Origin of the sequence: Pseudomonas sp. Leaf48, from assembly GCF_001421885.1 — a bacterium.
GTDB lineage: Bacteria > Pseudomonadota > Gammaproteobacteria > Pseudomonadales > Pseudomonadaceae > Aquipseudomonas.
On sequence record NZ_LMLH01000012.1, the window covers coordinates 201,245 to 218,023 of the forward strand.

Annotated in this window: 16 protein-coding genes; all 16 read left to right on the forward strand. The window is 60.0% G+C overall.

What is annotated here, in order from left to right; all coding sequences use genetic code 11:
• Nucleotides 1-189: 189 nt before the first annotated feature.
• Entirely contained in the window at nucleotides 190-1,041 is an 852-nt protein-coding gene (locus ASE98_RS11000) for a flagellin domain-containing protein (protein ID WP_060541393.1), read from the forward strand.
• A gap of 70 nt (nucleotides 1,042-1,111) precedes the next feature.
• Nucleotides 1,112-1,480 carry a flagellar protein FlaG gene (locus ASE98_RS11005; RefSeq protein ID WP_060541394.1) on the forward strand — a complete coding sequence of 123 codons (369 nt, stop codon included), beginning with the start codon at nucleotides 1,112-1,114 and terminating at the stop codon, nucleotides 1,478-1,480.
• Between the two features lie 83 nt (nucleotides 1,481-1,563).
• Nucleotides 1,564-3,009: a flagellar filament capping protein FliD gene (fliD, locus tag ASE98_RS11010; protein WP_060541395.1), complete on the forward strand. Its 1,446-nt coding sequence runs from the start codon at nucleotides 1,564-1,566 to the stop codon at nucleotides 3,007-3,009.
• Nucleotides 3,010-3,140: 131 nt separating this feature from the next.
• On the forward strand, nucleotides 3,141-3,536 hold the full coding sequence (gene fliS / locus ASE98_RS11015; RefSeq protein ID WP_060541396.1) for a flagellar export chaperone FliS: 396 nt from the start codon (nucleotides 3,141-3,143) through the stop codon (nucleotides 3,534-3,536).
• Between the two features lie 10 nt (nucleotides 3,537-3,546).
• A complete protein-coding gene (locus ASE98_RS11020) occupies nucleotides 3,547-3,843 on the forward strand; it encodes a hypothetical protein (protein ID WP_060541397.1) in 297 nt (98 codons plus the stop codon).
• 161 nt (nucleotides 3,844-4,004) lie between these two features.
• A complete protein-coding gene (locus ASE98_RS11025; RefSeq protein WP_060541398.1) occupies nucleotides 4,005-5,480 on the forward strand; it encodes a sigma-54 dependent transcriptional regulator in 1,476 nt (491 codons plus the stop codon).
• A 128-nt stretch (nucleotides 5,481-5,608) separates the two neighbouring features.
• Nucleotides 5,609-6,802, forward strand: a complete 1,194-nt coding sequence (locus ASE98_RS11030) for a sensor histidine kinase (RefSeq protein WP_162237394.1) — start codon at nucleotides 5,609-5,611, stop codon at nucleotides 6,800-6,802.
• Nucleotides 6,803-6,807: 5 nt separating this feature from the next.
• Entirely contained in the window at nucleotides 6,808-8,193 is a 1,386-nt protein-coding gene (locus ASE98_RS11035; RefSeq protein WP_060541400.1) for a sigma-54-dependent transcriptional regulator, read from the forward strand.
• Between the two features lie 705 nt (nucleotides 8,194-8,898).
• Complete coding sequence (gene fliE / locus ASE98_RS11045) at nucleotides 8,899-9,228, forward strand: flagellar hook-basal body complex protein FliE (protein ID WP_060541402.1); 330 nt, start codon at nucleotides 8,899-8,901, stop codon at nucleotides 9,226-9,228.
• A 16-nt stretch (nucleotides 9,229-9,244) separates the two neighbouring features.
• Nucleotides 9,245-11,032, forward strand: a complete 1,788-nt coding sequence (gene fliF / locus ASE98_RS11050; RefSeq protein WP_060541403.1) for a flagellar basal-body MS-ring/collar protein FliF — start codon at nucleotides 9,245-9,247, stop codon at nucleotides 11,030-11,032.
• Entirely contained in the window at nucleotides 11,025-12,044 is a 1,020-nt protein-coding gene (fliG, locus tag ASE98_RS11055) for a flagellar motor switch protein FliG (protein WP_060541404.1), read from the forward strand. Before fliF ends, fliG begins: the two co-directional genes overlap by 8 nt.
• A 4-nt stretch (nucleotides 12,045-12,048) precedes the next feature.
• A complete protein-coding gene (gene fliH, locus ASE98_RS11060; RefSeq protein ID WP_060541405.1) occupies nucleotides 12,049-12,846 on the forward strand; it encodes a flagellar assembly protein FliH in 798 nt (265 codons plus the stop codon).
• A complete protein-coding gene (fliI, locus tag ASE98_RS11065) occupies nucleotides 12,836-14,194 on the forward strand; it encodes a flagellar protein export ATPase FliI (RefSeq protein WP_060541406.1) in 1,359 nt (452 codons plus the stop codon). Before fliH ends, fliI begins: the two co-directional genes overlap by 11 nt.
• A 6-nt stretch (nucleotides 14,195-14,200) precedes the next feature.
• Nucleotides 14,201-14,650, forward strand: a complete 450-nt coding sequence (gene fliJ / locus ASE98_RS11070) for a flagellar export protein FliJ (protein ID WP_060541407.1) — start codon at nucleotides 14,201-14,203, stop codon at nucleotides 14,648-14,650.
• A gap of 111 nt (nucleotides 14,651-14,761) precedes the next feature.
• On the forward strand, nucleotides 14,762-15,061 hold the full coding sequence (locus tag ASE98_RS11075) for an STAS domain-containing protein (RefSeq protein ID WP_060541408.1): 300 nt from the start codon (nucleotides 14,762-14,764) through the stop codon (nucleotides 15,059-15,061).
• Between the two features lie 5 nt (nucleotides 15,062-15,066).
• The gene (locus ASE98_RS11080; protein WP_060541409.1) at nucleotides 15,067-16,773 is read left to right on the forward strand and encodes an ATP-binding SpoIIE family protein phosphatase; all 1,707 of its coding nucleotides are present in this window, start codon (nucleotides 15,067-15,069) and stop codon (nucleotides 16,771-16,773) included.
• Nucleotides 16,774-16,779 lie beyond the last annotated feature (6 nt).

Sequence of the window (16,779 nt, forward strand, 5' to 3'; positions counted from 1 at the left end):
CGCCATTTTTCTCGCGTGGGTGTCTTGCAAGCCTTTGTTTTCGTAGGGGTGGCAGTGTGATGGCATTTTTTTTCAAAAAAGCCCTCAAGCAACCTGCAATAGCGACGATAACTATTACGAAGGTTCTCTAGGCCATACCCGGCGGTTGCCAGGGCCGGAAGCCAGTACCCAACCAACGAGGAATACATCATGCCATTAGGCGTAAACACTAACGTTGCCTCCCTGAACGTTCAAAAGAACCTGGGCCGTGCATCGGATGCTCTGTCGACCTCCATGACCCGCCTGTCTTCCGGCCTGAAAATCAACAGCGCTAAAGACGACGCCGCCGGCCTGCAGATCGCTACCCGTATGACCAGCCAGATTCGTGGTCAGACCGTGGCAATCAAGAACGCCAACGATGGTATCTCGATGGCTCAGACCGCTGAAGGCGCTCTGCAAGAGACCACCAACATTCTGCAACGTATGCGTGAACTGGCTGTCCAGGCACGTAACGGTACCAACATCACTGCTGACCGTACCGCAACCAACGCCGAGTTCACTCAGCTGTCCGACGAGCTGACTCGTATTGCCCAGAGCACCAACCTGAACGGCAAAAACCTTCTGGACGGTTCTGCTAGCGTCATGACCCTGCAAGTGGGTTCCAACACCGGTACCGCCAACCAGATCACTCTGGCTCTGAGCACCAGCTTCGCCGCCTCCAGCCTGTCCGTAGGTTCGGGTACTACCGTTCTGACTGGTGCTACCAGTGCTGCTGCTTTCGTGGCAATCGACGGCGCAATCACCGCGATCGACAAAGCTCTGGACACGGTGAACGCCACTCGCGCCAACCTGGGTGCTTCGCAAAACCGTCTGACCAGCACCATCTCCAACCTGCAGAACGTCAACGAAAACGCCAGCGCTGCACTGGGTCGCGTTCAAGACACCGACTTCGCTGCTGAAACTGCCAGCCTGACCAAACAGCAAACTCTGCAACAAGCTTCCACCGCTGTTCTGGCTCAAGCCAACCAGTTGCCTTCCGCCGTACTGAAACTGCTTCAGTAATTCGGTTGAGTTTTAGCGGGGGAGTGCGCCAGTCGCGCTCTCTCGCTTTTTGCTTCATGAGGTGATGGATATGGACATGAGCGTCAAGCTGAACTTGTCTTACCTGGCCGCTCAACCGTCAAATACGGCTTCTGCTCAGCCGGCTGGCGTCACTCGTAGCGACAGCAGCACCGAACGCGATAGCGTCAAGTCAGTGGCTGCAAGAGATGACTCGGATCCCGAGAAGCTTAAACTGGCCGTGCAAGAGATCGAGAAATTCGTTCAGTCGATCAAGCGCAATCTGGAGTTCTCGATCGATGAGGCTTCCGGCACAGTTGTGGTGAAAGTGATCGCCTCGGAGTCCGGTGAAGTGGTGCGCCAGATTCCTTGCGAAGAAGCCCTGAAACTGGCGGAAAGTTTGACGACGGCAAGCAACGTGCTGTTTGAAGCAAAAGCCTGACAGCTGGCATGAATCGTGTTTGTACGTTGATGTGACGGCGTGACCGGTCAAAAGACCGGCAGCAGACATAAAGGGGAATGTGCATGGCAAGTCCGATTACACCAGGTTTGGGCCTTGGGTCCGGTATTGATATCAACTCGATCGTTACAGCATTGGTCAACAGCGATAAATCGGCCAAGCAGACTCAGATCACCACTCAGACCACGATCAATACGTCCAAGATTTCTGGTATAGGCACACTCAAAAGTGCTCTGGCCGCCTACCAGGCTGCCATGAACAAGCTCAACAGCGCGACAAGCCCTGCGTTTTCCGGTTTCGCGGCAACCTCCTCAGCGCCGACGGTTTTGACGACAACCTCGGACAACACTGCCGTCAACGGTACTTACACCATCAAAGTCGACAACCTGGCTACCGGCTCCAAGGTTGCCAGTGCTTCTTTCGCGGGCGGTGCGTCCAGTGCCATTCCGACTGGTACATTGAACATCAGTCAAAATGGCACTGCCTACAGCGTTGCTATACCGAGCGGTGCGACCTTGCAGTCGACCCGTGACGCTATCAACACAACACTGGGTGCCCAGGGTATCTCGGCCAACATCGTCACCGACAGCAACGGGTCGCGACTGGTGATCGGCTCGACCACGACCGGCAAGGGCACGGATCTCATTGTCAGCGGCATCGCGGGCCTTGAGATCGATGGCAGCCAGATCATGGGGACCATTCCCGATCCGGCGAATCCGGGGGCGACCCTGCCTGATCCGAACAGTGCCGGCACCATCGGTGCGCTGGCGGCTGATGCGAACCTGACGATCGATGGTCTGGCAGTGACCAGCAAAACCAACACCGTCAACTCGTCAGTCAGCGGCTTGAGCATGACCCTGGTGGCAGCAGGCACCTCGACCGTGACCGTGGCGACCAATACGACGGGGTTGCAGACTTCGATCCAGTCATTTGTCGACGCCTACAACACGCTGGTGAGAACGGTTAACTCGCTGACTCAGGCCACTGTCGGTGCTGATGGCAAGCCGACTGTCTCTGCGGCAATGACCGGTGACGCCATGCCCCGTTCGTTGATTGCCGATATCCGCAAGGAGTTGACCACACCAGGCCCGGGTGGGCAGTTGTCGGTGCTGGCGCAATTGGGTATCACCACCGACCAGAAAGCCGGCACGTTGAATTTCGACTCGGCAAAATTCACCAAGGCGATGACCAGCAAGTCGCTGGGTGGTGAGGTCCAGACGCTGTTTACCGGTACCAACAGTACCAATGGCCTGCTGGCCCGCATGAGCGCGGCGATCAAACCCTATTCTCAGACCGGTGGCATTCTTGATCAGCGCACCACCAGTCTGAACAAGCAGAAAAGCGAGCTGAGCGATCAGCAGATGGCATTGGACCTGCGCGTGACGTCGCTGACCGCGTCGCTGACGGCCAAGTACAACGCCATGGACCTGTTGGTCGGGCAAATGAAGGCGACGGCGACCAACATCACCTCGTTCTTCGACAGCCTGAATGCACAGGCTTCCAAAAGTTAAGCGTTGAGCCCATGACAAAAAACCCGGCGACGTTTTAAACGCGCCGGGTTTTTGTCTTCCGGTTTAAAGTTCTTTGACTCGTAGACGATATATTGGTCAGGTGAGTCCTAAAGTTGCGATGAGGTAAGAACATGAATCCGATGTTGGCCCTTCGGCAATATCAGAAAGTTGGAGCGCAAGCTCAAGTCTCCGAAGCCAGCCCGTACCGCCTGGTGCAGATGCTGATGGAGGGTGGGCTGGACCGTATTGCTCAGGCCAAAGGCGCCATGGAGCGCAACGATATTCCGGGTAAAGGTGTGTTGATCAGCAAGGCCATCGGGATCATTGGCGGCTTGCGTGAGGGCCTGGACCTCGAGAACAAGGCTGAAGAGGTGGAGAGGCTGGATAATCTCTACATGTACATGATGAAGCGTCTCGCCGAGGCGAACATCACGACCGATCCAGCGATTCTTGACGAAGTTGGCGACTTGCTTCGCACCGTCAAAGACGGCTGGGACGGTATCGCCCCTGCGGGTCCGCAGTTTTAAGGAGATCATCATGAGTCTTGTCCTGCAGCGAATCGAACACACCCGCCAAGCCCTGGTCGGCGCATTAGCCGAACGCAACTGGCAAGCGATCGGTGAGTTGGACCTGGCGTGCCGTTCCTGCATGGAAGACGTCTTGAGTGAAGCTTCGGTGGACGAGGCCGCGTTGCGCGACAATCTTCAGGAGCTGCTAGGGGTGTACAAGCAGCTTCTTGAGGCGGCTACGGGGGAGAGGCAAGCGATAGTCGATGAGATGTCGCAGATCCATCAAGCACAAAACGCGGCAAAGGTTTACCATCTGTTTGGTTAAATAACCTCAGAGTTGTGCGCCATAAATTTGACTGTGCACGGTTTTTTGACTTAACTAGAGCTGGTTCCAGATTTCAGTCGTCTTCAGGCATAACAAGTCTGCAAGCGTCTAGCTTGCCCCAACATTTTGGGTATTGAGTTGACTAGGGAAGTTGCTATTGCATGTGGCGTGAAACCAAAATTCTGCTGATTGATGACGATAGCGTCCGCCGCCGCGACCTGGCGGTGATCTTGAATTTTCTCGGTGAAGAAAATTTACCCTGCGGCAGCCATGACTGGCAGCAGGCTGTCGGCTCTTTGTCATCAAGTCGTGAAGTAATCTGTGTCCTCATCGGGACGGTCAATGCTCCTGGCGCACTTGGGGGCTTGCTTAAGACACTGTCAACCTGGGATGAGTTCCTTCCGGTTTTGCTAATGGGCGATAATTCTTCCATTGAGCTGCCCGAAGACCAGCGTCGCCGAGTGCTTTCGACGCTCGAGATGCCGCCCAGCTACAGCAAATTGCTCGACTCCCTGCATCGTGCCCAGGTCTATCGCGAGATGTACGACCAGGCGCGCGAGCGGGGGCGTCATCGCGAACCCAATCTGTTCCGCAGCCTTGTCGGCACCAGCCGGGCGATCCAGCACGTGCGGCAGATGATGCAGCAAGTCGCCGACACCGATGCCAGCGTGCTGATCCTCGGTGAGTCCGGTACCGGCAAGGAAGTGGTCGCGCGCAACCTGCATTATCACTCCAAACGCCGTGAGGCACCGTTTGTGCCGGTCAATTGCGGGGCCATTCCGGCAGAGTTGCTCGAGAGCGAGTTGTTCGGTCACGAGAAGGGCGCTTTTACCGGGGCGATCACCAGCCGTGCGGGGCGTTTCGAACTGGCCAATGGCGGCACGTTGTTCCTCGATGAAATCGGCGACATGCCACTGCCGATGCAGGTCAAGCTGCTGCGCGTGTTGCAGGAGCGCACCTTTGAGCGCGTCGGCAGCAACAAGACCCAGAGCGTCGACGTGCGCATCATTGCCGCGACCCACAAGAATCTCGAAAGCATGATCGAGATTGGCACCTTCCGCGAAGACTTGTACTATCGCCTGAACGTGTTCCCGATCGAGATGGCACCGCTGCGCGAGCGGGTCGAAGACATTCCGCTGCTGATGAACGAATTGATCTCGCGCATGGAGCACGAGAAACGCGGTTCGATCCGTTTCAACTCGGCCGCCATCATGTCGCTGTGCCGGCATGGCTGGCCGGGCAACGTCCGTGAGCTGGCCAACCTGGTGGAGCGCATGGCGATCATGCATCCGTACGGGGTGATCGGTGTGGTCGAGCTGCCGAAGAAGTTCCGCTACGTCGACGATGAAGACGAGCAAATGGTCGACAGCCTGCGCAGTGACCTTGAAGAGCGCGTGGCCATCAACGGCCATACGCCGGTCTTCACCGCCAGCGCCATGCTGCCGCCGGAAGGCCTGGACCTCAAGGACTACCTCGGTAGCCTGGAGCAGGGGCTGATTCAGCAGGCGCTGGATGATGCCAATGGCATCGTGGCCCGTGCCGCCGAGCGGCTGCGCATTCGACGTACCACGCTGGTGGAGAAGATGCGCAAGTACGGCATGAGCCGTCGTGATGGAGACGAACAGGCGGATGATTGACGCCTGTTTTTCAAGTGCTTCATTTTCAGGCTGTTTTTTTTAGGCACGGGTATTGCTACGTCCCTCGCAACGTTCCGTTTAACTGACGGTCAGCCACGCGAGAGAGCACGATGCCCCAAGCCGCCCAGATGTCTCCTGTCCCTGACGTTTCGGGGCAACCGTCGTCCGTAGAGCAGGCGAGCCGGCTTGGTCTTGAGCAGGCGTTCTCTCTGTTCAACCAGATGTCCAGTCAGTTGACTGATTCCTACAGCCTGCTGCAAGCCCGGGTGACCGAGCTCAAGGGCGAGCTGGCGGTGGTCAGCGCCCAGCGCATGCAGGAACTGGCGGAAAAAGAGCGCCTGGCCAATCGCCTGCAAAATCTCCTTGATCTGTTGCCTGGCGGTGTCATTGTCATCGACGCCCAGGGCATCGTGCGCGAAGCCAACCCGGCGGCCCGCGAGTTGCTCGGTCTGCCGCTCGAAGGCCAGTTGTGGCGCCTGGTCATTGCCCGCTGCTTTGCGCCTCGCGAAGACGACGGCCATGAGGTTTCACTCAAGGATGGTCGGCGCCTGTCGATTGCCACCCGCTCGCTGGACGCCGAACCCGGTCAACTGGTGTTGCTCAATGACCTGACCGAAACCCGTCACCTGCAGGATCAGCTGGCGCGCCACGAACGGCTGTCGTCCCTTGGGCGCATGGTGGCCTCGTTGGCCCATCAGATTCGTACGCCCTTGTCCGCCGCGTTGCTTTACGCCAGCCATTTGACTGAGCAGGCGTTGCCGGTCGCGACCCAGCAACGTTTTGCCGGGCGCCTGAAGGAGCGCCTGCACGAACTGGAACATCAGGTGCGCGACATGCTGGTGTTTGCTCGTGGCGAGCTGCCGTTGACCGACCGGCTGACGCCTGGCCAATTGTTGCAGTCGCTGCAAGCGGCTGCACTGCCCCATGTGCAGGACCTGCCGATCCGCTGGCAGTGCGACAGCCATGCTGGGGAGTTGCTGTGCAATCGCGACACCCTGGTCGGAGCAATTTTGAATTTGATCGAAAATGCCATCCAGGCCAATGCCGGCGACCTGCGCCTCAAGGTTCATCTTTACACCCGTGGCAATCATCTGCGCCTGTGTGTCAGCGACAGTGGCAGCGGTATCTATGCCGGGGTGCTGGAGCGTCTGGGTGAGCCGTTCTTTACCACCAAAACCAACGGTACCGGCCTTGGCCTGACGGTGGTCAAGGCGGTGGCGCGTGCTCACCAGGGGGATCTGCGTTTGCACTCGCGCCCGGGTCGCGGTACGTGCGCACTGGTAATCCTGCCGTTGTTCTGCGGCGCCTTGGGCGCGGAGTGACGGACATGGCAATCAAGGTTCTACTGGTCGAGGATGACCGCGCGTTGCGCGAAGCGCTGGCCGATACGCTGATGCTCGCGGGGCATGATTACGCCGCCGTGGGGTCGGCAGAGCAAGCATTGGCCGCTGCCGCTGGCGAGTCTTTCAGTCTGGTGATCAGCGACGTCAACATGCCGGGCATGGACGGCCATCAGTTGCTCGGCCTGTTGCGTGCGCGACAACCGCAATTGCCCGTGCTGCTGATGACGGCTCATGGGGCGGTGGAGCGCGCAGTCGATGCGATGCGCCAGGGCGCGGTGGACTACCTGGTCAAGCCATTCGAGCCCCGGGCGTTGCTCGATCTGGTGGCGCGTCACGCCCTGGGCAACCTTGGTACGACGGCGTGCGAAGGACCGATTGCCAACGAGCCGGCCAGCGCGCAATTGCTGGAACTGGCGGCGCGGGTAGCGCGCAGCGACTCCACGGTATTGATCTCCGGTGAGTCGGGGACCGGCAAGGAAGTGCTGGCGCGTTACATTCATCAGCATTCCCATCGGGCCAGCCAGCCGTTCATTGCGATCAACTGTGCAGCGATCCCGGACAACATGCTCGAAGCGACCCTGTTCGGCCACGAAAAAGGTTCCTTCACCGGTGCTATCGCCGCCCAGGCCGGCAAATTCGAGCAGGCCGACGGTGGCACCATCCTGCTCGACGAAATTTCCGAAATGCCCCTCGGGCTGCAGGCCAAACTGCTGCGCGTATTGCAAGAGCGCGAGGTTGAGCGGGTCGGGGCGCGCAAGCCGATCACCCTGGACATCCGCGTGGTCGCCACGACCAACCGCGACCTGGCTGCAGAAGTGGCGGCCGGGCGTTTCCGTGAAGACCTGTTCTATCGTCTGTCGGTGTTTCCCCTGGCCTGGCGGCCATTGCGCGAGCGCACCGCCGACATCCTGCCGTTGGCCGAGCGCTTGCTGGCCCGTCACGTCAATAAAATGAAGCATGCGCCCGCCAGGCTGTCGCCCGAGGCGCAGGCGTGCCTGGTCGGGTATCCGTGGCCGGGTAATGTACGGGAACTGGACAATGCGATTCAGCGCGCCTTGATTCTGCAGCAGGGCGGTTTGATTCAGCCGCAGGATTTCTGCCTGGCCGGGCCAGTCGCCTGTGCGCCATTGCCGGTATCGACGCCCGCAGCTGTGCGCGCCGTGGAAATTGAATCCGAGTCGGCGGGAGCCTTGGGCGATGACCTGCGCCGACGCGAATTTCAGATGATCATCGACACCTTGCGCGCCGAACGCGGCCGTCGCAAGGAAGCGGCCGAGCGCCTGGGCATCAGTCCGCGAACCTTGCGCTACAAGCTGGCGCAGATGCGTGATGCCGGGATGGACGTGGAAGCCTTTCTATTCGCTACTTGAATCTGTTCCTGTAGGAGCGAGCATGCTCGCGATGGTCGTCAACGATAACGCTGGGAACCTGACACCCCGCGGTGTTCTCAGGCCCATCGCGAGCATGCTCGCTCCNCCTGTAGGAGCGAGCATGCTCGCGATGGTCGTCAACGATAACGCTGGGAACCTGACACCCCGCGGTGTTCTCAGGCCCATCGCGAGCATGCTCGCTCCTACAGTAGGCGGATGCCGGTTGCAGCACGGTCCCCTGTAGGAGCGAGCATGCTCGCGATGGTCGTCAACGATAACGCTGGGAACCTGACACCCCGCGKTGTTCTCAGGCCCATCGCGAGCATGCTCGCTCCTRCAGTAGGYGGATKCCGGTTGCGCCACGGTCCCCTGTAGGAGCGAGCATGCTCGCGATGGTCGTCAACGATAACGCTGGGAACCTGACACCCCGCGGTGTTCTCAGGCCCATCGCGAGCATGCTCGCTCCNGAGCGAGCATGCTCGCGATGGTCGTCAACGATAACGCTGGGAACCTGACACCCCGCGGTGTTCTCAGGCCCATCGCGAGCATGCTCGCTCCTACAGTCGGCAATAGGCGGATGCCGGTTGCGCCATGTGGCTAGAGCTTTTGTTCGAGTTTGCCGTGGAGCTGGCACCCTTGTTGCTAACACCTGACTACCCGCCGAGTGAGCGTCAAAAAATTGCGGGTCGCCAACGAGAGTAGATCATGAGCCAAGGTATTGAATTCAATCGATTGATGCTGGATATGCGGGCCATGCAAATGGATGCCATGTCTGCGCCGAAATCGACTGCCGGCGTCCCTGAAGTGGCGGGCAGCAGCTTTTCCGACATGCTCGGTCAGGCCGTTAATAAAGTGAACGACACCCAGCAGGCTTCCACTCAGTTGGCCAGTGCATTCGAAATCGGCAAAAGCGGCGTCGACCTGACGGATGTGATGGTTTCCTCGCAAAAGGCCAGTGTGTCATTCCAGGCGTTGACCCAGGTGCGCAACAAGCTGGTTCAGGCCTATCAAGACATCATGCAGATGCCTGTTTAAAGGACGAGATTGAGTCATGGCAGAAGCAGTCGCCGATAATGTTCCGGCCAAGGCCACCCCGATAGACGGCAAGCCGCCGCTGTTCGGATTGTCGTTCCTGGAAAACCTTTCAGAGATGACCATGTTGCGTCAGGTGGGCCTGTTGGTCGGCCTGGCAGCGAGCGTGGCGATTGGTTTTGCCGTGGTGTTGTGGTCCCAGCAGCCGGACTACCGGCCTCTGTACGGCAGCCTTGCCGGTATGGACGCCAAGCAGGTCATGGATACCCTGGCCAGCGCCGATATTGCGTACACCGTCGAACCCAACTCCGGCGCCTTGCTGGTCAAGGCCGAGGATCTGTCCCGTGCGCGACTCAAGCTCGCGGGCGCTGGTGTCACTCCCAGCGATGGCAACATCGGCTTCGAAATCCTCGATAAGGAACAGGGCCTGGGGACCAGCCAGTTCATGGAAGCGACCCGTTATCGTCGCGGCCTCGAAGGCGAACTGGCGCGGACCATTTCCAGCCTGAACAACGTCAAGGGTGCCCGGGTGCATCTGGCGATTCCCAAGAGTTCGGTGTTTGTGCGCGACGAGCGCAAGCCGAGCGCCTCGGTGTTGGTGGAACTGTATTCCGGTCGCTCCCTGGAGCCGGGCCAGGTCGTGGCCATCGTCAATCTGGTGGCGACCAGTGTTCCTGAACTGAGCAAGTCGCAGATCACCGTGGTCGACCAGAAGGGCAACCTGCTTTCCGATCAGGCGGAAAACTCCGAACTGACCATGGCCGGCAAGCAATTCGATTACAGCCGTCGCATGGAAAGCATGCTCACCCAGCGCGTGCATAACATCTTGCAACCGGTGTTGGGCAATGATCGTTATAAGGCCGAAGTGTCGGCCGACGTTGATTTCAGCGCCGTCGAGTCGACCTCCGAGCAATTCAACCCCGATCAGCCGGCATTGCGCAGCGAGCAGTCGGTCAATGAGCAGCGCACCGCCAGCAATGGCCCCCAGGGTGTGCCGGGTGCCTTGAGCAACCAGCCACCGTCGCCGGCTTCGGCCCCGCAAACCACCGGTGGCAGCACCGCACAAGCTGGCATGGTCCAGCCGGGGCAACCATTGATCGATGCCAACGGCCAGCAGATCATGGACCCGGCCACCGGCCAGCCGATGCTCGCACCGTACCCGGCAGACAAGCGTCAACAGTCGACCAAAAACTTCGAACTCGACCGTTCCATCAGTCACACCAGGCAGCAGCAGGGCCGTTTGAATCGCCTGTCGGTGTCGGTGGTCGTCGATGATCAGGTCAAGCTCAACCCGGCCAGCGGTGAAACCGCCCGGGTGCCGTGGAGTACCGACGAATTGGCACGCTTCACCCGTCTGGTTCAGGACGCGGTCGGTTTCGACGCCAGCCGTGGCGACAGTGTCAGCGTGATCAACATGCCGTTCTCCGCCGATCGCGGCGAAGTGATAGCCGATATTCCGTTCTACTCCCAGCCGTGGTTCTGGGACATCGTCAAGCAAGTGCTGGGTGTGCTGTTCATTCTGGTGCTGGTGTTCGGTGTCCTGCGTCCGGTGCTCAACAACATCACCGGTGGCGGCAAAGGCAAGCAGCTGGCCGGTATCGGCAGCGATGTCGAGCTGGGTGGCATGGGCGGCCTGGATGGCGAACTGGCCAATGATCGTGTCAGCCTCGGCGGCCCGCAAAGCATCCTGCTGCCGAGCCCGAGCGAAGGCTATGACGCTCAGTTGAACGCAATCAAGAGTCTGGTGGCAGAAGATCCGGGTCGCGTGGCCCAGGTCGTGAAAGAGTGGATTAACGCAGATGAGTGATAACCGAGCCGTTGCCGCCAAACTGACCAAGGTCGACAAAGCCGCGATCCTGCTGCTGTCGCTGGGTTCTACTGACGCCGCCCAGGTACTGCGCCACATGGGGCCCAAAGAGGTCCAGCGCGTAGGTGTGGCCATGGCCCAGATGGGCAACGTGCACCGCGAGCAGGTCGAGCAGGTGATGAGCGAGTTCGTCGACATGGTCGGCGACCAGACCAGCCTGGGCGTCGGCTCCGATGACTATGTGCGCAAGATGCTCACCCAGGCCTTGGGCGAAGACAAAGCCAATGGTCTGATCGACCGTATCCTGCTCGGTGGCAACACCAGCGGCCTCGACAGCCTGAAGTGGATGGAGCCGCGCGCCGTGGCCGATGTGATCCGTTACGAGCACCCGCAGATCCAGGCGATCGTCGTGGCGTATCTCGATCCGGATCAGGCCGGGGAAGTGCTCGGCAACTTCGACCACAAGGCACGCCTGGACATCATCCTGCGGGTTTCTTCGCTCAATACCGTGCAGCCGGCAGCCCTGAAAGAGCTCAACCAGATTCTCGAGAAGCAGTTCTCCGGCAACTCGAATGCCTCGCGCACCACCCTGGGCGGCATCAAGCGCGCAGCGGACATCATGAACTTCCTCGACAGCTCGATTGAAGGCCAGTTGATGGACTCGATCCGCGAAGTCGACGAAGACCTGTCCGGTCAGATCGAAGACCTCATGTTCGTGTTCAACAACCTGGCCGATGTTGACGACCGCGGTATTCAGGCGCTGTTGCGTGAAGTGTCTTCCGACGTTCTGGTACTGGCCCTCAAGGGTTCGGACGAAGGCGTCAAGGAAAAGATCTTCAAGAACATGTCCAAGCGTGCGGCCGAACTGCTGCGCGACGACCTGGAAGCCAAAGGCCCGGTGCGCGTCAGCGACGTGGAAACCGCGCAGAAAGAAATCCTCACTATCGCCCGCCGTATGGCCGAAGCCGGAGAAATCGTTCTCGGTGGCAAGGGCGGCGAGGAAATGATCTAACACCATGGTCAAGAATGATGAGTCAGCCACTGACCTGATCCGCGCCAGGGATGTCAGTGGCTTCGATACCTGGGCGTTGCCCAGTTTCGACCCGCCAGAACCCGAGCCGGAACCTGAGCCTGAGCCCGAACCGCCGGAAATGGAGGAGGTGCCGCTGGAGGAAGTCCAGCCACTGACCCTCGAGGAACTCGAAAGCATTCGCCAGGAAGCCTACAACGAAGGCTTTGCGGTGGGCGAGAAGGAAGGCTTCCACAGCACCACGCTTAAGGTGCGTCAGGAGGCCGAAGTCGCCTTGTCGGCCAAGATTGCCGGGCTGGAACAGTTGATGGCGCACCTGTTCGAGCCCATCGCCGAGCAGGACACCCTGATTGAAAAGTCCCTGGTCGACCTGGTGCAGCACATCACCCGTCAGGTGATCCAGCGCGAACTGGCGATCGACTCAACGCAGATCGAGCACGTCATGCGCGACGCCCTCAAGTTGTTGCCCCTGGGCGCGGGCAATGTGCGGTTGTACATCAATCCGCAGGATTTCGAACAGGTCAAAGCCCTGCGCGAGCGCCATGAAGAAACCTGGCGCATCGTCGAGGACGAGTCGCTGTTGCCTGGCGGTTGCCGGGTGGAGACCGAACACAGCCGCATCGACGCCACAGTCGAAACCCGGGTTGCACGGGTCATGGATAAACTCTTCGATCAGTTGCATGACCAGGCCCTGCGTCCAGCCGCGCCAGACCTGAGCCTGGAGCTGCCGATCGAAAGCACGCCTGCGGGCGCAGCTGAGCCGGACGTTGCCGATGCGCCTTGATCGCACCAGTTTCGCCAAGCGCCTGGGCAGCTATGCCGAGGCCACTGAGCTGGCCGGTGCGCCGATTCTCGAAGGTCGCTTGTTGCGTATGGTCGGCCTCACCCTTGAAGCCGAAGGCCTGCGCGCTGCCATGGGCAGTCGTTGCATGGTCATCAATGACGACAGCTATCATCCGGTGCAGGTTGAAGCCGAGGTCATGGGTTTTTCTGGCAGCAAAGTTTTCCTGATGCCGGTTGGCAGCGTCGCCGGCATTGCGCCGGGTGCCCGCGTGGTGCCCATGGCCGATACCGGTCGCCTGCCGATGGGCATGAGCATGCTTGGGCGTGTTCTCGACGGCGCCGGTCGTGCGCTGGACGGCAAGGGCGGCATGAAGGCCGAAGACTGGGTGCCGATGGACGGCCCGACCATCAACCCGCTCAAGCGTGAGCCCATCAGCGAACCGCTGGACGTAGGCATTCGCTGCATCAACGGAATGCTCACTGTCGGCCGTGGTCAGCGACTGGGTCTGTTCGCCGGTACCGGTGTTGGCAAGTCGGTGCTGCTGGGCATGATGACCCGCTTCACCGAGGCGGACATTATCGTCGTTGGTCTGATCGGTGAGCGGGGTCGTGAGGTCAAGGAGTTCATCGAGCACATCCTCGGTGAAGAAGGCCTCAAGCGCTCGGTGGTGGTGGCGTCCCCGGCCGATGATGCGCCGTTGATGCGCCTGCGCGCCGCGATGTACTGCACGCGCATCGCCGAGTATTTTCGCGACAAGGGCAAGAACGTCCTGTTGCTCATGGATTCCCTGACCCGTTTCGCCCAGGCCCAGCGGGAAATTGCGTTGGCCATTGGTGAACCGCCGGCGACCAAGGGCTATCCGCCTTCGGTATTTGCCAAACTGCCGAAACTGGTAGAGCGGGCGGGCAACGCCGAGAAGGGGGGTGGCTCGATCACCGCTTTCTACACCGTGCTGTCCGAAGGTGATGACCAGCAGGACCCGATTGCCGACGCGGCGCGCGGCGTGCTCGACGGGCACATCGTGTTGTCCCGGCGCCTCGCCGAAGAAGGGCATTACCCGGCCATCGATATCGAAGCGTCCATCAGCCGGGTGATGCCGGCGGTGGTGTCGCCGGAACACATGGCGCGTGCGCAGTATTTCAAGCAGTTGTGGTCGCGTTATCAGCAGAGCCGCGACCTGATCAGCGTCGGAGCCTATGTCGCGGGTGGCGACCGCGAGACCGACCTGGCGATTTCCCTGCAGCCGCAGTTGGTCAAATACCTGCGCCAGGGCCTCAACGACAGCATCAGCCTGGGCGAAAGCGAAGCGTACCTCGCGTCGATCTTTGCGCCCGCGGCTGGCGGTTAAGCGGCCATGGCCCAGACTCGGGCAGGGCGCCTGGCGCCGGTGGTGGACATGGCCGAAAAGGCCGAGAAAACCGCCTCTCAACGGTTGGGCCATTTTCAGGGGCAGGTGCGGCTGGCGGAAAGTAAGCTGGGTGACCTGGAAGCCTTTCGACTCGATTATCAGGAGCAATGGATCGTACGCGGCAGCAGCGGCGTCTCGGGTCAATGGCTGCTGGGGTATCAGGGCTTTCTCGCGCAGTTGGGCACGGCCATCGACCAGCAGCGCCAGAGTCTGGCCTGGCATCAGAACAATCTGAACAAGGCGCGGGAAACCTGGCAACAGGCGTTCACCCGGGTCGAAGGCCTGCGCAAACTGGTCCAGCGTTATGCCGATGAGGCGCGGGCGCTGGAAGACAGGCGCGAGCAGAAGCTGCTCGATGAGTTGTGCCAGCGGTTGCCGCGCCAGGATCAGTATTAGCGTTGCCTGAAAAAAGATCGTCCGAACTCGGCCCGGGCCTGCGATCCTTTGACCTTGCCTCTCTCAGATGCTAAACCTTCTAAACGTATTCCAAAGACTAGGACGCGGTAAATGTCAGTGATTTCCGAGATGTCCCAGGACGGGCAAAAGCTGACGATTTCGATCAAGGGACGATTCGATTTCGCCAAGCATCAGCAATTTCGTGATGCCTATGAGAACAAGGAACTGGCCGCCGTGGTGGTCGACCTGAAAGACGCGACCTACCTCGACAGCTCCGCCCTGGGGATGTTGCTGCTGCTGCGCGATCATGCCGGTGGCGACGACTCCGACATCCGCGTGGTCAACAGCAGCAGTGACGTGCGCAAGATCCTCGCCATTTCCAATTTCGACAAACTGTTCGACATCAGTTGATTGCCATGCAGCCGCAGGTGCAACTGACCATCCTGATCGCCGAGGACAGTGCCGCTGATCGCCTGTTGCTGTCGAGCATCCTGCGCCGACAAGGGCATGTGGTACTGACGGCGGCCAACGGCGTTGAAGCGGTCGACGCGTTTCGCCGGCAAACACCGCATCTGGTGTTGATGGACGCGATGATGCCGGTCATGGACGGCTTCGAGGCCGCCCGGCAAATCAAGGCATTGGCCGGTGAAACCCTGGTGCCGATCATCTTCCTTACGTCCTTGTCCGAAAACGAAGCCCTGGCCAGTTGTCTGGAAGCTGGTGGCGACGACTTTCTGGCGAAACCCTATAACCAGGTGATACTCGCCGCCAAAATCAAGGCGATGGAGCGCTTGCGCCGATTGCAGGCCACGGTGCTGGAGCAACGCGACCAGATCGCCAGGCACCACGACTATTTGCTCAACGAACAGCGGGTGGCCAAGGCCGTTTTCGACAAAGTGGCGCATTCCGGTTGCCTGAATGTCGCCCCCAACATCCGATACTTGCAGTCGCCCTATGCACTGTTCAACGGTGACCTGTTGCTGGCGGCATTCACGCCATCGGGCGATATGCACGTGCTACTGGGCGACTTTACGGGGCACGGGTTACCGGCGGCGGTGGGCGCCATGCCGTTGGCGGAGGTCTTTTATGGCATGACCGCCAAGGGCTACGGCCTGGCGGAGACGTTGCGCGAGATGAATGCCAAGCTCAAGCGCATCCTGCCCGTGGACATGTTTTGCTGTGCGACCTTGCTGTGCCTGAGTTTCCAGCGGCGCTCGGTGGAAGTCTGGAATGGCGGCATGCCCGATGGATACCTGCACCGTATCGCCAGCGGCGAGCGCACGCAGCTGGCGGCGCGCCATCTGCCACTGGGCGTGCTGAGCCCTGAGGCATTTGATGATCGCACTGAGGTGCTGCCGATGGCACTCGGCGATCGGGTGTTCCTGTTGTCCGATGGTGTGATCGATACTCGAGATGCCAACGACCGGTTGTTCGGTGAGCAGGGTTTGCAGCGAGTGTTTGCGAGCAATCGTCAGCCTGATGCGCTGTTTGAAGAGGTCCAGCAGGCCTTGCGCGATTTTGGCGGGCAAGCGCGCGACGATGTCAGCATGGTCGAAATCAGCCTGCTGCAACCGGCGAAGATCACGCCGCCGGCACTGGTTTACTCTGATAGTGGGCAGTCCTGCCCGCTGGATTGGTCGGTGAGTTTCGAGTTCCGTGCCGCTACGCTCAAGCGCTTCAATCCGCTGCCGTATCTGTTGCAGTTGTTGCAGGAGGTCCACGGTTTGCGAGCCCAGAGCGGGGCGCTCTACAGCGTGCTGGCGGAACTGTATTCCAATGCTCTGGAGCATGGTGTGCTCGGACTGGATTCGAGTCTCAAGCGCGATGCCGGCGGTTTCGCCCGCTACTATCAACTGCGCAATGCTTGCCTGGATGCGTTGCAGGACGGCTATGTCAGGGTGCATTTGCAGGTCACGCCGACAGGCGAGGGCGGTTGCCTGACGATCCGCGTCGAGGACAGTGGCAAAGGGTTCGATGTTGCGCGGGTGATGCAAAGACCTGTGGACGACATACGTCTGTCCGGACGCGGGGTCAGTCTGATCCGCCAGTTGGGCCGAAATGCCCGATGGAGCGATGACGGGCGAAGTGCTTGCGTGGAGTTTTTCTGGGAGGCTCTGGCATAATCTGCA

Bases quoted from the DNA above. Each gene is read 5' to 3' on its own strand.
- fliD (WP_060541395.1), top strand. From the start codon at position 1,564: ATGGCAAGTCCGATTACACCAGGTTTGGGCCTTGGGTCCGGTATTGAT.
- ASE98_RS11005 (WP_060541394.1), top strand. From the start codon at position 1,112: ATGGACATGAGCGTCAAGCTGAACTTGTCTTACCTGGCCGCTCAACCG.
- ASE98_RS11035 (WP_060541400.1), top strand. From the start codon at position 6,808: ATGGCAATCAAGGTTCTACTGGTCGAGGATGACCGCGCGTTGCGCGAA.
- fliJ (WP_060541407.1), top strand. From the start codon at position 14,201: ATGGCCCAGACTCGGGCAGGGCGCCTGGCGCCGGTGGTGGACATGGCC.
- fliI (WP_060541406.1), top strand. From the start codon at position 12,836: ATGCGCCTTGATCGCACCAGTTTCGCCAAGCGCCTGGGCAGCTATGCC.
- fliG (WP_060541404.1), top strand. From the start codon at position 11,025: ATGAGTGATAACCGAGCCGTTGCCGCCAAACTGACCAAGGTCGACAAA.
- fliE (WP_060541402.1), top strand. From the start codon at position 8,899: ATGAGCCAAGGTATTGAATTCAATCGATTGATGCTGGATATGCGGGCC.
- ASE98_RS11000 (WP_060541393.1), top strand. From the start codon at position 190: ATGCCATTAGGCGTAAACACTAACGTTGCCTCCCTGAACGTTCAAAAG.
- fliS (WP_060541396.1), top strand. From the start codon at position 3,141: ATGAATCCGATGTTGGCCCTTCGGCAATATCAGAAAGTTGGAGCGCAA.
- fliF (WP_060541403.1), top strand. From the start codon at position 9,245: ATGGCAGAAGCAGTCGCCGATAATGTTCCGGCCAAGGCCACCCCGATA.
- ASE98_RS11030 (WP_162237394.1), top strand. From the start codon at position 5,609: ATGTCTCCTGTCCCTGACGTTTCGGGGCAACCGTCGTCCGTAGAGCAG.
- fliH (WP_060541405.1), top strand. From the start codon at position 12,049: ATGGTCAAGAATGATGAGTCAGCCACTGACCTGATCCGCGCCAGGGAT.
- ASE98_RS11080 (WP_060541409.1), top strand. From the start codon at position 15,067: ATGCAGCCGCAGGTGCAACTGACCATCCTGATCGCCGAGGACAGTGCC.
- ASE98_RS11025 (WP_060541398.1), top strand. From the start codon at position 4,005: ATGTGGCGTGAAACCAAAATTCTGCTGATTGATGACGATAGCGTCCGC.
- ASE98_RS11075 (WP_060541408.1), top strand. From the start codon at position 14,762: ATGTCAGTGATTTCCGAGATGTCCCAGGACGGGCAAAAGCTGACGATT.
- ASE98_RS11020 (WP_060541397.1), top strand. From the start codon at position 3,547: ATGAGTCTTGTCCTGCAGCGAATCGAACACACCCGCCAAGCCCTGGTC.